Annotated in this window: 14 protein-coding genes; 11 read left to right on the top strand and 3 right to left on the bottom strand. The window is 60.6% G+C overall.

What is annotated here, in order from left to right:
• Position 1: 1 nt before the first annotated feature.
• The 5 genes from E0502_RS00435 (at position 2) to tsf (ending at position 5117) form a co-directional block, all read left to right on the top strand.
• Positions 2–1135: a beta-ketoacyl-ACP synthase III gene (locus E0502_RS00435; protein ID WP_137676035.1), complete on the top strand. Its 1134-nt coding sequence runs from the start codon at positions 2–4 to the stop codon at positions 1133–1135.
• Positions 1136–1180: 45 nt separating this feature from the next.
• Positions 1181–1933: a phosphatidylserine decarboxylase gene (locus tag E0502_RS00430; RefSeq protein ID WP_137676034.1), complete on the top strand. Its 753-nt coding sequence runs from the start codon at positions 1181–1183 to the stop codon at positions 1931–1933.
• Positions 1930–2784 (top strand): CDP-diacylglycerol--serine O-phosphatidyltransferase, encoded by an 855-nt coding sequence (gene pssA, locus E0502_RS00425; RefSeq protein ID WP_137676033.1) that lies wholly within the window; start codon positions 1930–1932, stop codon positions 2782–2784. The genes E0502_RS00430 and pssA overlap by 4 nt, the downstream gene beginning before the upstream one ends.
• A gap of 534 nt (positions 2785–3318) precedes the next feature.
• Positions 3319–4071: a 30S ribosomal protein S2 gene (rpsB, locus tag E0502_RS00420; protein ID WP_137676032.1), complete on the top strand. Its 753-nt coding sequence runs from the start codon at positions 3319–3321 to the stop codon at positions 4069–4071.
• Between the two features lie 119 nt (positions 4072–4190).
• The gene (gene tsf / locus E0502_RS00415) at positions 4191–5117 is read left to right on the top strand and encodes a translation elongation factor Ts (protein ID WP_137676031.1); all 927 of its coding nucleotides are present in this window, start codon (positions 4191–4193) and stop codon (positions 5115–5117) included.
• Positions 5118–5352: 235 nt separating this feature from the next.
• On the opposite strand, the gene E0502_RS00410 is transcribed toward tsf, so the two are convergent.
• From E0502_RS00410 to E0502_RS00400, 3 genes are all read right to left on the bottom strand, one after another.
• Complete coding sequence (locus E0502_RS00410) at positions 5353–5757, bottom strand: hypothetical protein (protein ID WP_137676030.1); 405 nt, start codon at positions 5755–5757, stop codon at positions 5353–5355.
• A gap of 92 nt (positions 5758–5849) precedes the next feature.
• The gene (locus E0502_RS00405; protein WP_137676029.1) at positions 5850–6680 is read right to left on the bottom strand and encodes a metallophosphoesterase; all 831 of its coding nucleotides are present in this window, start codon (positions 6678–6680) and stop codon (positions 5850–5852) included.
• A complete protein-coding gene (locus E0502_RS00400; RefSeq protein ID WP_137676028.1) occupies positions 6677–7741 on the bottom strand; it encodes an MBL fold metallo-hydrolase in 1065 nt (354 codons plus the stop codon). The genes E0502_RS00405 and E0502_RS00400 overlap by 4 nt, the downstream gene beginning before the upstream one ends.
• Before the next feature lie 99 nt (positions 7742–7840).
• Between E0502_RS00400 and pyrH the strand changes: the two genes are divergently transcribed.
• Genes pyrH through rseP form a run of 6 tightly spaced genes read left to right on the top strand, consistent with a single transcriptional unit; the run spans position 7841 to position 12811 of the window.
• Positions 7841–8566, top strand: coding sequence for a UMP kinase (gene pyrH, locus E0502_RS00395; RefSeq protein ID WP_137676027.1), 726 nt, complete (start codon positions 7841–7843; stop codon positions 8564–8566).
• A gap of 25 nt (positions 8567–8591) precedes the next feature.
• On the top strand, positions 8592–9149 hold the full coding sequence (frr, locus tag E0502_RS00390; RefSeq protein ID WP_137676026.1) for a ribosome recycling factor: 558 nt from the start codon (positions 8592–8594) through the stop codon (positions 9147–9149).
• Positions 9150–9174: 25 nt separating this feature from the next.
• Positions 9175–9858, top strand: coding sequence for a polyprenyl diphosphate synthase (gene uppS / locus E0502_RS00385; RefSeq protein WP_137676025.1), 684 nt, complete (start codon positions 9175–9177; stop codon positions 9856–9858).
• Positions 9845–10522, top strand: coding sequence for a phosphatidate cytidylyltransferase (locus E0502_RS00380; protein WP_240048793.1), 678 nt, complete (start codon positions 9845–9847; stop codon positions 10520–10522). The genes uppS and E0502_RS00380 overlap by 14 nt, the downstream gene beginning before the upstream one ends.
• Positions 10519–11676 (top strand): 1-deoxy-D-xylulose-5-phosphate reductoisomerase, encoded by a 1158-nt coding sequence (locus tag E0502_RS00375; protein WP_137676023.1) that lies wholly within the window; start codon positions 10519–10521, stop codon positions 11674–11676. The genes E0502_RS00380 and E0502_RS00375 overlap by 4 nt, the downstream gene beginning before the upstream one ends.
• Positions 11677–11680: 4 nt before the next feature.
• The gene (gene rseP / locus E0502_RS00370; protein ID WP_240048918.1) at positions 11681–12811 is read left to right on the top strand and encodes an RIP metalloprotease RseP; all 1131 of its coding nucleotides are present in this window, start codon (positions 11681–11683) and stop codon (positions 12809–12811) included.
• The last annotated feature ends 18 nt before the right edge of the window (positions 12812–12829 follow it).

Genomic DNA, 12829 nt, shown 5'->3' with positions numbered 1-12829 from the left:
CATGGAAGCTACACATCGTCCCGTCATTTCATCGACCGGCCTGTTCACCCCCTCGGAAAGCATTTCCAACGAAGAACTGGTCGAAAGTTTCAACAAATATGTTGAGCTGTTCAACGCCGAAAACGCCGACGCTATCGCTGCTGGCGGGGTCGAGGCGCTTGCGCCAAGCTCGGTCGAGTTCATCGAAAAGGCGAGCGGGATCAAAGCGCGCAATGTCATGGTCAAAGATCCGATCCTCGATCCCGAGACGATGTCACCGCGCTGGGAAGAGCGGGGAAATGATGAATTGTCGATCCTCGCGGAGATCGGCGTGAAAGCTGCGCGTCAGGCGCTTGAACGGGCTGGGCGCAGGCCGGAAAATGTCGACGCTGTCCTGTGCGCGGCTTCGAACATGCAGCGCCCCTATCCGGCGATGGCGATCGAGATCCAGCAGGCGCTGGGGATCGACGGATTCGCGTTCGACATGAACGTTGCGTGCTCGTCGGCGACCTTCGGCATCCAGACCGCCGCCGATTATATTCGTGCGGGCAACGCGAAGAGCGTTCTTGTGGTCAGCCCCGAAATCACCAGCGGACACCTTAATTGGCGCGACCGCGACAGCCATTTCATCTTTGGCGACGTGGCGACCGCCGTCCTGGTCGAAGACGCGGCAATCGCGCCGCCGGATCACTGGGACATTCTCGGCACCAGGCTGAAGACGGTGTTCTCGAACAATATTCGCAACAACTTCGGCTTCCTCAACCGTGCTCATCCCGAAACATCCAACGCTGCCGACAAGCTGTTTGTTCAGGAAGGACGCAAGGTGTTCAAGGAAGTGGTCCCGATGGTCGCGCAGATGATCGTCGACGAAGCCGAACGGCTTTCGATCGATCCCCGGGGGCTGCGCCGCCTGTGGCTGCATCAGGCCAATACCGGGATGAACCGGCTGATCGCCCACCGGGTGCTGGGACATGAGGCGAGCGAAGACGAGAGCCCGACTGTGCTGGACACCTATGGCAACACCTCGAGCGCCGGATCGATCATCGCGTTCCATTTGCATAGCGAGGATCTGGCTGAAGGCGACACGGGGCTGATATGCAGTTTCGGCGCCGGATACTCCGCTGGTACGGTTTTCGTCCGCAAGACTGCGGCCTGAGCCTTTTGCTTGTGACTGCTCGAGCCAACCCCTAAGTGAGCCGACATGGCAGGTGAAATCACAGACAATCAAGGCCGCGGAGACGCGAGTTGGAATTGGCCCTCGATCCACCCGGAAGGGCGCAAGTTCGGCGTCATCTCGCTGGTAGTCAGTCTGGTCTTTTTGATCCTGTTCGACTGGGAAATCATCGGCTGGCCCATGTTGGGGCTGACCGCTTTCGTGTTTGCGTTCTTTCGCGATCCTGAGCGTGTCGTGCCGCAGGGTGACAACGTTATCGTATCTCCGGCGGACGGGCTGGTTTCGCTGATTGCAGAGGTCGAACCGCCTGCGGAGCTTGTCGGCGATGACGGTTCAGGCCATGCCGGGCTCGCGCCGGGACCGGTCACTCGCATATCCATTTTCATGAGCGTGTTCGATGTGCACATCAATCGCGCGCCTGTCGGGGGAACGGTCCGGCGGCTGATCTATATGCCTGGAAAGTTCATGAACGCCGATCTCGACAAGGCGAGCGAAGAGAATGAGCGGCAGCACATCCTGATCGAGCGCGGCGACGGTCTTTCCATCGGGTTCACGCAGATTGCCGGGCTCGTTGCGCGGCGTATCCTGCCATTCGTCAAGCCGGGTGATACGCTTGCAGCTGGCCAGCGGGTCGGCCTCATTCGCTTCGGCAGCCGTGTCGACGTTTACCTACCTGCCGGGACGAGCTCATCGGTCCTGCTCGGGCAGAAAGTCGTCGCCGGAGAGACGGTGCTGGCAATTATCGGAACGCAAAAGCTGATCGAGGGTGTGGCGCAATGAGTGAAGACGGTTTGCGCATCGGCCCGAAGGCCGCGGAAGACGAGGTTTCGACGGTACGGAACAAGAAGGCCAAGGGGCTTTCCTTGCGGACGGTTTTGCCGAATGCGATCACAGCGGCCGCACTGTGTTCCGGGCTTACGGGCATTCGTTTTGCCATCGCCGAAAATTGGGAACTGGCTATTTTTGCAGTGATTCTCGCGGGATTGCTGGATGCCATGGACGGCCGGGTTGCGCGATTGCTCAACGCCCAGTCGCGGTTCGGCGCTGAGCTCGACAGCTTGGCCGATTCGCTTTCCTTCGGGATGGCCCCGGCGATCATATTCTACCTTTGGACCCTGCAAGACCTGCCGCGTATCGGCTGGTTTGCCTCGCTCGCCTTTGCGATTTGCTGCGCCTTGCGGCTGGCGCGATTCAACGCCCAGATCGACACCGACGAGCAGCCGCATAAATCGGCCGGTTTCCTTACAGGTGTTCCCGCGCCGGTTGGGGCGGGGCTTGCCTTTATCCCGTTCTATCTATGGATGGCGACGGGCGAAGAGTGGTTCCGTGAACCGATCATCAACGCAGTCTGGATGGCGATAATCGCTTTCCTGATGATCTCGAACATTGCGACATTCAGCTGGTCGTCCATCCGTCCGCGCCGGAATGTGCGGCTTGAGCTGATCGCTTTTGTCGGGATGCTGTTCGGCGGACTACTGCTCGAACCCTGGTGGACCCTGACGGTAATCTGTGCCGGCTATCTGCTGCTTATGCCGTGGGCACTGATCAAGTACAGCCGCATCAAGCGGCAGCGCGCCACTCTACCTGCGGATGCTCCGAAGCCGCTCGACATTGCGGAACTGCGCGACTGACCAGCTTCAGCGCCGGGCAGGGTGCCTCACCGAATTGCATGATCGAAATCCGAGCGCGCTGGTTTGACCGGGCTGCTTCCCCAGCGCGCAGGCTGCGGTGGGCGTTACGCCCACGCACAGTGCTGTCCACGAGGATCATGACAGTTGCAGCAGCGGTGCCGCAAAAAAGGGTTATCAGGGTCAATCCAAGCATGTTTCGCACTTTCGTTTTCCGCCCACGAGCTTGTTGACAAACTGTGGATAGCTTGTGAATTAAACATTCGTAACGGCGATTGGTTTCGGCGCTGTTCCTATGTTCTCTTTTTGTTCCCTCGCGTCAAGAGGTTTTTGCGGCCAGTGCCGCTGCGCCTGCGGTGAATTGAGGCTTTATTTTCCTCCACAGGGGCGCTAATGGCGCGTCGTTCGAATCCGAAGAGTGGCATTTCGCCTGCTGGAGAGACGGACAAATCCACATGGAAAGCACTCATACCGGTGCCGCAGGGGGATCACCCCACGGTTCCAGCTTTTCAGAGGCATAACCGGAAGGAATTACTTATGGCGGGACCTACCGTCACCATGCAGCAATTGATCGAGGCCGGGGCACACTTCGGCCACCAGACCCACCGCTGGAACCCGCGGATGAAGCCGTACATCTTCGGCGCGCGCAACGGTGTTCACATCATCGACCTGTCGCAGACCGTGCCGCTGTTCGCGCGTGCGCTCGACTTTGTGCAGTCGTCTGTCCGTTCGGGCGGCAAGGTTCTGTTCGTTGGCACCAAGCGCCAGGCACAGGAACCGATTGCAGAAGCCGCTCGCGCTTCGGGCCAGCACTTCGTCAACCACCGTTGGCTCGGCGGCATGCTGACCAACTGGAAAACCATCAGCCAGTCGATCAAGCGTCTCAAGACCCTTGAAGAGCAGCTTTCCGGTGAATCATCGGGCCTGACGAAGAAGGAAATCCTCCAGCTGACGCGTGAGCGTGACAAGCTTGAGCTTTCGCTCGGCGGTATCCGCGACATGGGCGGCATTCCGGACGTGATGTTCGTGATCGACGCCAACAAGGAAGAGCTGGCGATCAAGGAAGCCAATGTTCTCGGCATTCCGGTCGTTGCTGTGCTCGACACCAATGTCGATCCCGAAGGAATCGCTTTCCCGGTTCCGGGGAACGACGATGCAGTGCGTGCCATCCGCATGTATTGCGATGCGATTGCCGAAGCGGCCCGCAGCGGCAAGGGCAAGGCAGTTGGCGATTCGGGCGAAGACGTCGGCGCAATGGCCGAACCGCCGGCAGAAGCCGCTACCGCATAATCTTGTGAATGGGCGGGCGCTGCACGCGCCCGTCACATTCCTGATCCAGCACGGCGCGATGTTCTTTGGGACCACCCATGGGACAAGCGCGTGCGAGCAATTTAAGAAGGATTCATATCATGGCGAACTTCACCACCGCCGATATCAAAGCCCTGCGCGAAAAAACCGGCGCGGGCATGATGGATGCCAAGAAGGCACTTGTCGAAGCCGACGGTGACATCGAAGCCGCAATCGACGCGCTACGCGCCAAGGGCCTCGCCACCGCACAGAAGAAGTCGAGCCGTACCGCGGCTGAAGGCCTCGTCGGAGTGGCCGTCGAAGGCACCAGCGGCGTTGCCGTCGAAGTCAATTCGGAAACCGATTTCGTAGCCAAGAACGACAAGTTCCAGGATTTCGTCCGCAAGGTTACGGAAACCGCAGCGGGCGCGTCGTCGGACGATGTCGAAACGCTCAAGGGCATGGCCTATCCCGATGGCGGAACGGTCGCTGAAAAGCTGACCGACAATGTCGCGACGATCGGTGAAAACCAGCAGATCCGCCGGATGAAGACCGTTTCGGTCAGCAATGGCGTGGTTGTTCCGTACATGCACAATGCTGTTGCCGCCAACCTCGGCAAGATCGGCGTTCTCGTCGCGCTTGAATCCGAAGCCGGCGCCGACGTTCTCGAGCCGCTCGGCAAGCAGATTGCGATGCACATCGCCGCCGCTTTCCCGCAGGCACTCGACGCCGACAGCCTCGACCCCGACCTGATCGAGCGCGAGCGCAAGATCGCTGCCGAGAAGGCTGCCGAAAGCGGCAAGCCGGAAAACGTGCAGGAAAAGATGGTCGAAGGCGCGATCAACAAGTTCGCCAAGGAAAACGCGCTGCTCAGCCAGCTGTTCGTGATCGACAACAAGACCCCGATCGCGGACGTCGTTGCCAAGGCCGGCAAGGATGCGGGCACTTCGATCGTGCTGAAGGACTATGTCCGCTTCCAGCTTGGCGAAGGCATCGAGAAGGAAGAAAGCGATTTCGCGGCAGAAGTCGCCGCTGCCGTCAAAGGCTGATTGCTTTCTGCTAATCCAACAGGGTGACAGGTGTAACCCTGTTGGATTTTGCAACCTCCTGAAACGAAAGCGGTTTCCGCTTTCCTACAGGGTGACACATTCAGCGCGGAAACAGCTCAGTCTGTTTCCGCGCTTTTGTTTTGGTGTGTTGCGCTGGGATCCTCGCAGCAATCATTCCGATGGTCGTAGCCGTTCCGCGTTCATGTAGGACAGCGCTAAATTGGCGAGCGCGAAATCAGCGAAGAATGTTTGACGGTTGGCCGAAACCTGCTTCGCTGTCGAAGGGCAGTTCCAGAATAACCTCGTCACCGCCATCTTTGCTGTAGCCGGAAACCAGCATCTTGAAGCCCGCGCGCTGTTGCACGCAGCTGACCGAGATATCGTCGATGATGCTCAGCTGGCCGAACACCATGTTTTGCGATTGTTCGAAGTCGACCAGCTCGTTGCCGGTTGACGCACGAATGCTGCCGAAGATCTGGTCATTGCGGCGGGAGAAATTCGCGTGCGCTTTCACGTCGGGACATTCGAAATTGTACGTTCGGTCTTCCACCCGGGCGACGTATGGATCCCTGATCACTATGGGCGTGGCATTGGGTGGAGCGGCACTCAGAAGTGCGGTGAAGACAATTGTGCTGAGCATAAACCCCCGGCTTCCTTGAATAATTCAGGCAAACTGCAGACCTGAAAATGAACGCCCGATTTACTGCCTGCAGATCGATCGGGCAGTGATCATTATCGTGCCGGAACCAGTTCGATCAGCCAGATTTCCGCCTGAGTGAATAGCCGAATGGGAAGCAGGCTGGTGCCGAGCCCCGCGCCGACAACCAGAGTGCGCCCGTATTCATCGACCCGTCCGCAGGCGTAGCGTTCTCCATAATCGGACATCGTCGCGGGTGCGCCGCCCCACGGGTATGCGATTTGCCCGCAATGCGTATGTCCGGCGAGCATCAGCGGAACGGAATTGGGCACATTGGGGAAGGGGTCCGGGCTGTGGCTAAGCAGGAGCCGGGTGCCTTGCAGGCCGCGCATGGCCGCGAGCGTCTTGGCCAGATCGGCTCGATCGGTGAAATCATCGTCCAGCCCGCCGATTACCAGCGGACCACGCCTGATTGCGTCATTCGACAGCAAGGCGATGCCGTGCTTCTCCAGCTCGGCCGCGAGTCCCGGCAGGTCGAACCAGTGATCATGATTGCCCGGTACCGCCACGACGCCAAGCCGGGCATCCAGCTTGCCGAGCGGAGCGACGATTTCTTCCGGCGTATACATATGCGTTGCTACGCGCTTTTCGCTGACGAGGTCGCCCGCGATCAGCACGATATCGGGTTTAAGGGCGTTGATCTGCTCGACGATCTCTTCCAGCCGGTCAGGTGACATATCCGGTCCGGCAACATGGATATCGCTGATCAGCGCGATGGTGAGGGGGGCGCTGTTGGCCGACAGCGCCTTGAGCACCACCTGTGTCCGTTCGACATGCGGTGCGCCCATGGTGTCGGACCAGGCTTTTGCGCTGAACCCGATGATCCCGGCAAGCAGGACCAGTGCGAATATCGGGCGCAGTTTCATAGCCGGGTACTGGCTTCGATAGTGTCGCTGTTTGCCGGCAGAGTGAAGATCATTCCGTCCTCGCCAACGATGATCGCTCCGCCAAAATGATCCGCCGCATCACCGAGAAACGCCGGGTAGAAGAACGAGCCGGGGATCGGCGGGACAAGGTGGCTCAGCACAAGCTGTTTGACACCCGCCGCTTGTGCGCTTTTCGCAGCGTCTTCCGGCGAGGCATGGTAGTCGAGGATGTCGCGGGTGATCTGAGCCGTGTTCGACTGGCCAGCGGATTCCAGGGCGTCGGTGATCTTGCCCACCATCTGCGGCTGCAGCGCATCGTGTATCAGTATATCGGCGCCCTTCGCCGCCGCTTCCAGCGATGCGGACCGCGCAGTGTCGCCGCTGATCACCACCGACCGGCCTTTGTAATCGAACCGGTACCCGACCGCCGGTTTGACCGGATCGTGCTGCACCGGGAAGGCCGTGACGCGCAGCCCGTCCTGCTCGAATACGACTTGCGGGCTTGCCGGCATTGTAAAGCTCATGGCGCGGAAGCCCCCGCCGGTCGGGGGCACGATCGTTTCGCCATGATGCGCCACGCGGTAGCCGTGATCGGCACGATAGACCGCGTTGAATCCCTCGACCACCTGCTGCAACCCGTCAGGTCCGATGACCGCCAGCGGAGTATCGGCGTTCGCGCCGGTCCAGTGGAGCAGGGCGAGCGGCCCCATCCCGTCGATATGATCGGAGTGGAAGTGGGTCAGGAATACCGCTTCGATGCGGCCGGGATCGATGCCCATCAGGTTGAGGTTGCGCGCGCCGCCTTCACCCATGTCGACAACAAACACACGCTCGCCCGCGATGATGATATTGCACGGTCCAGCGCGTGCCGGATTGGGCAGGGGCGAGCCGGTACCGCACAGGCCGACGCTGAGGCCGTCACCGAAACCGGCCCGATCGGCACCGACGCGTTGCTGAGCCGCACGCTCGAACAGCCAGTTTCCGATATCGCGCTGAAAGGCGAAAACGCCCACGGCCAGCGCGATGGCCACCACGACCAGCCCAATCACCAACTTGCGCATAACCGTACCCTCTTTCCTTTTGGCTTTCCCTTTGCCACCCGAAAGTCATCCGGCTAAGGAACGCCGCATCCCGCAACGCATAACGGATTCTTCTCGCCCATGGCCGACCCGCAATACAAGCGCATTCTCCTGAAACTTTCAGGTGAGGTGTTGATGGGGGATCAGCAATTCGGAATCGATCCGGCCTTCGTGCTCGAATTGGCCAAGGAAGTGAAGGCCGCCAAGGAAACAGGGCTGGAAATCTGCCTTGTCATCGGCGGCGGCAATATCTTTCGCGGTATGGCAGGCGCGGCACAGGGGATGGACCGTGCGCAGGCCGATTACATGGGAATGCTCGCCACTGTGATGAACGCGCTGGCGATGCAGAGCGCGCTGGAGCAGTTGGGGGTACAGACCCGCGTGCAAAGCGCGGTGCAAATGGACCAGGTCTGTGAGCCGGTAATTCGCCGCCGTGCGGAGCGGCATCTCGAAAAAGGCCGGGTGGTGATTTTTGCCGCGGGCGTCGGCGCACCCTATTTCACGACCGACAGCGGAGCAGCATTGCGCGCAGCAGAAATGGATTGCGGGGCCTTGTTCAAGGGAACGAGCGTCGATGGCGTGTATGACAGCGATCCGAAAAAAAATGCCGATGCAAAGCGCTATGAAACAGTGAGTTATGGCAAGGTTCTGGCAGACGATCTGAAGGTTATGGATGCCAGTGCGGTCGCTTTGTGCCGCGACAACGATATTCCGATCGTCGTGTTTTCCATCCGCGAGAAGGGCAATCTGGCCCGCGTGCTTTCTGGCGAGGGCGTGCAGACGATCGTGACCAATCACACAGAGTAAGTCTTGAGAGTGAGGAAGCCGGATCATGGCCAATTTTGACAAGAACGATATCGAGCGCCGGATGAAAGGCGCAGTGGAAGCGCTGAAGAGCGACCTCGGCGGTCTGCGCACGGGCCGCGCCAATGTCTCGCTGCTCGATCCGGTAATGTGCGAAGTCTACGGCTCCATGATGCCGCTCAACCAGGTGGCGACCGTTTCCGCCCCTGAACCGCGCATGCTCAGCGTGCAGGTGTGGGACAAGGCCAATGTGACTGCGGTGGAGAAGGGCATTGCCCACGCCAATCTCGGCCTCAACCCGATGCAGGACGGCCAGACGCTGCGCCTGCCGATGCCCGACCTGACCGAGGAACGCCGCAAGGAGCTGGCAAAGCTGGCTGGGAAATATGCCGAAGGCGCCAAGATCGCGATCCGCAACGTTCGCCGCGACGGAATGGAAGACCTGAAAGACGACGAAAAGAAGAAGCAAATCTCCGAAGACGATCGCAAGCGTTCGGAAGATGAAGTCCAGAAACTGACCGACAAATATGTTGCCGAGTGCGATGAAGCTGCTGCGCACAAGGAAAAGGAAATCCTGACCCAGTGAGGTCGGGAGCCTGTCGGACCGAAAGATGAGCTCGGAGAGCCAGCGCGCGAAACACGTAGCCATCATCATGGATGGCAATGGGCGGTGGGCGAAGCGCAAACTGTTGCCGCGCGCGATGGGTCACCAGCGCGGGGTCGAGGCGGTGCGCGAACTGGTGCGCAATTGCGGCGATCTCGGGCTCGAATGCCTCACGCTCTACGCCTTCAGTTCGGAGAACTGGAAGCGTGACGAGCAGGAGGTGGACGACCTGATGAATTTGATGCGCAAGTTCATCAAATCGGACTTGCAGGAATTCATCGACAACAAGGTCCGGCTCAAGATTATCGGCGACTGGCAAGGGCTTGCGCCCGATATCGTCGAAATGCTCGAAGATGCGCTGGCGAAGACGAGTGCAGGCGACCACACGATTGCGGTGGCGCTCAACTATGGTTCGCAGGGCGAGATCGCCCGCGCGGCGGCGAAGGCGGCGACAATGGGCGAGGTTACGACCGAAAGCATCGGCCTGCACCTCGACACCGCCGATCTGCCGCCGCTCGACTTGCTGATCCGCACCAGCGGCGAAGTCCGCCTGTCGAACTTCCTGCTGTGGCAGAGCGCTTATGCCGAAATGCTGTTCGTCGATACGCTGTGGCCCGATTTCACGGTCGAGCACTTGCAAGAGGCGCTGGACAATTTCGCAGGACGGGAGCGGCGCTTTGGCGGACGGTGAGGCACCTGCGAAGAAGTCCGACCTCGGTGTAAGAGCCGCGTCTGCGGTTGTAATGCTGGCGATTGCTGGCGGTGCGCTATGGTTTGGTGGCTGGCTGTGGACCCTGTTTGTCGCGATTGTCGCGGCGGCGTGTTTCTTCGAGTTCGCGCGTCTTGTGCGCAAGGCTTTCGGTACAGGAACGGCACAGACGCTCGGCGTTTTGGCTGGCGCGGGCTATATCGGCTTGGCTGGTTTCTCGTTGGCCAATCTTCCAATCGCTGTGCTGCTCGGTGTTATCGCCATTGTGATCGCCACTGACACCGGCGCCTATTTCAGTGGGCGTGCTATCGGCGGACCCAAGATTGCTCCGCGCATCAGCCCGTCGAAAACCTGGGCCGGGCTGATCGGGGGGGCGACACTCGCGGGAGCGGTTTCGGCTGGATTCTTCATCTACAACAGCGGAGATGGCACAATTCGCCCGATGTTGATCATCGCCTTCGTCATCGGCGCAGTGCTGGCCGTTCTAGCGCAATGCGGCGATTTCTTCGAAAGCTGGCTCAAACGCAGGGCCGGGGTGAAGGACAGCGCCAATTTAATTCCCGGGCACGGCGGCGTGTTTGATCGGATCGACGGGATGCTCCCTGTCGCAATCGCGGCATTTCCCCTTTGGGCGATGCATCCATGACCCGATCCATCTCCATCCTCGGCGCAACTGGCTCGGTAGGGGCTTCGACGCTCGACCTGATCCGCCGCAATCGTGACGAATGGCGTGTCGTTGCGCTGACGGCGAATTGCTCGGCGGTTGATCTGGCCAAGCTGGCGCGTGAATTCGATGCGGAAATCGCCGTCGTCGGGGACGAGGGATGCCTTGGTGATTTGCGCGAGGCGCTATCCGGCTCCGGGATCGACGCAGCGGGCGGTGCGCGGGCGCTGTGCGAAGCGGCTGCACGGCCGGTCGATCTGACCGTTGCGGCGATTGTCGGTTGTGCGGGACTCGCTCCAACAATGGCGGCGATCGAGCAGGGCGGCACCATCGCGCTCGCCAACAAGGAAGCGCTGGTTTCCGCCGGCGACGTTATGACCCGGGCGGTGACGCAGCACGGCGCGACGCTGCTGCCGGTCGATTCAGAGCACAACGCAATCTTCCAGTGCCTGCAGGGCAATGCGATCGAGGATGTCGCGCGGATCACCCTGACCGCCAGCGGCGGACCCCTTCGGACATGGTCGCAGGAACAACTGGCGGCAACCACGCCGGCGCAGGCTGTGGCTCATCCCAATTGGGACATGGGCGCGAAGATCAGCGTCGATTCCGCGACGATGATGAACAAGGGCCTCGAGTATATCGAGGCGCATCACCTGTTCCCCGTCGGGCTCGACCGGCTGCGCATCGTGGTCCACCCGCAAAGCGTGATCCATTCGATGGTCGAATATCGCGACGGCTCGACGCTGGCGCAGCTCGGGCCGAGCGACATGCGCGTGCCCATCGCCAGCTGCCTCGCATGGCCGCAGCGGATGGACACGCCGCTCCAGCCGCTCGACCTGCCCGCCATCGGCGAGCTGACCTTCTTCGCACCCGATGAGCAGCGGTTTCCCGCCACCCGGCTGGCGCGCGAGGCCGTGGAGGCGGGCGGGGCAGCCCCGGCAGTGCTCAACGCGGCGAACGAGATAGCGGTTGCCGCTTTCCTCGCCGGTAACATCCCGTTCACCCGGATTGCGCTAAGCGTCGAGGCCATACTGCAACAAAGCAACCTGCCGCCCGCACCGGCCAGCCTTGACGACGTGCTGCATGTCGATCAGGCCGCACGGGCAAGGGCGCGGGAAATGCTGGAGGTCGCCTGAATTGATGCAATCGGTCCCATGGTGGATGTGGATCCTCGGTTTCCTGCTCGTGCTGGGGCCACTCGTTACGATTCATGAACTCGGCCATTATCTCGTTGGACGCTTGTTCGGCGTGAAGGCGGAGGCATTCTCGGTCGGTTTCGGCAAGGAACTGGCGGGCTATACCGACACACGCGGCACGCGCTGGAAGCTCTCGATGCTTCCGCTCGGAGGCTATGTCCAGTTCAAGGGCGATATGGACCCGGCGAGCATCCCGCATCCGGACGAGCTGGCGAAGATGCCCGCGGCTGAACGCGGTGACAGTTTTCATTTCAAGCCGTTGTGGCAGCGCGCGCTGATCGTGTTTGCCGGGCCGGCGACAAACATTCTGGTCGCGGTCGCGATTTTTGCGGCGTTTTTCATGGCTTACGGCAAGCCGGTCCCGGTCGAAAGCGGAATGGAAACCGTCATCGCGCGATTTGCCGAGCAATCGTCGGCGCGCGAAGCGGGGATGCAAGTGGGCGACCGTATCCTGGCGGTTGATGGCCAGGCGGTGGCTTCGCTGCAGGAGGTGACCGACCAGATTGTCCTCTATCCGGAGCGCAGCTTCGATTTCACGATCGAGCGCGATGGGGAGCAGCAGCAGATCAAGGTGACGACCGATTTGTCCGTCACGACAGACGAGTTCGGCAATGAGTCGAAGCTCGGGCGGATCGGGGTTTATTCTTCTCCTCTTAGGTTCGAGCCTGTGGGCCCGGGTAGTGCGGTCACGCTGGCGCTCGACCAGTGCGCCACGATGGCGCGCATGATGGTCGTCGGTATCAAGCAGATCATCACCGGGCAGCGCGGGCTGGATGAACTGGGCGGACCGCTCAAGATCGCAAAATATTCAGGCGAGCAACTGAGCCTCGGGCCGCAGCCCTTCGTGTGGTTCATCGCTCTCATCTCGCTTAACTTGGCGTTCATTAACCTGCTGCCAATCCCCGCGCTCGACGGCGGGCATCTGGCTTTCTACGCGGCTGAAGCAGTCCGCCGGAAGCCGATCGGTCCACGTGGCACGGAAATCGCGTACCGCACCGGTATTGCAATCGTGCTCGTGCTGATGGTGTTTGTCACGGTCAACGATGTGTTGTCGTTGCCGTGGTTCGGTAGCTGATTGCGGCTACGGAATTCG

Origin of the sequence: Parerythrobacter lutipelagi (assembly GCF_005434975.1) — a bacterium.
Taxonomy (GTDB): Bacteria; Pseudomonadota; Alphaproteobacteria; order Sphingomonadales; family Sphingomonadaceae; genus Parerythrobacter_A; species Parerythrobacter_A lutipelagi.
Note: the sequence above shows the minus strand (reverse complement) of the source record. Positions and strands in the feature narration are given on the sequence as shown.

Bases quoted from the DNA above. Each gene is read 5' to 3' on its own strand.
- rseP (WP_240048918.1), top strand. From the start codon at position 11,681: ATGCAATCGGTCCCATGGTGGATGTGGATCCTCGGTTTCCTGCTCGTG.
- uppS (WP_137676025.1), top strand. From the start codon at position 9,175: ATGAGCTCGGAGAGCCAGCGCGCGAAACACGTAGCCATCATCATGGAT.
- E0502_RS00405 (WP_137676029.1), bottom strand. From the start codon at position 6,680: ATGAAACTGCGCCCGATATTCGCACTGGTCCTGCTTGCCGGGATCATC.
- E0502_RS00435 (WP_137676035.1), top strand. From the start codon at position 2: ATGGAAGCTACACATCGTCCCGTCATTTCATCGACCGGCCTGTTCACC.
- E0502_RS00430 (WP_137676034.1), top strand. From the start codon at position 1,181: ATGGCAGGTGAAATCACAGACAATCAAGGCCGCGGAGACGCGAGTTGG.
- E0502_RS00375 (WP_137676023.1), top strand. From the start codon at position 10,519: ATGACCCGATCCATCTCCATCCTCGGCGCAACTGGCTCGGTAGGGGCT.
- rpsB (WP_137676032.1), top strand. From the start codon at position 3,319: ATGGCGGGACCTACCGTCACCATGCAGCAATTGATCGAGGCCGGGGCA.
- tsf (WP_137676031.1), top strand. From the start codon at position 4,191: ATGGCGAACTTCACCACCGCCGATATCAAAGCCCTGCGCGAAAAAACC.
- frr (WP_137676026.1), top strand. From the start codon at position 8,592: ATGGCCAATTTTGACAAGAACGATATCGAGCGCCGGATGAAAGGCGCA.
- pyrH (WP_137676027.1), top strand. From the start codon at position 7,841: ATGGCCGACCCGCAATACAAGCGCATTCTCCTGAAACTTTCAGGTGAG.
- E0502_RS00400 (WP_137676028.1), bottom strand. From the start codon at position 7,741: ATGCGCAAGTTGGTGATTGGGCTGGTCGTGGTGGCCATCGCGCTGGCC.
- E0502_RS00410 (WP_137676030.1), bottom strand. From the start codon at position 5,757: ATGCTCAGCACAATTGTCTTCACCGCACTTCTGAGTGCCGCTCCACCC.
- pssA (WP_137676033.1), top strand. From the start codon at position 1,930: ATGAGTGAAGACGGTTTGCGCATCGGCCCGAAGGCCGCGGAAGACGAG.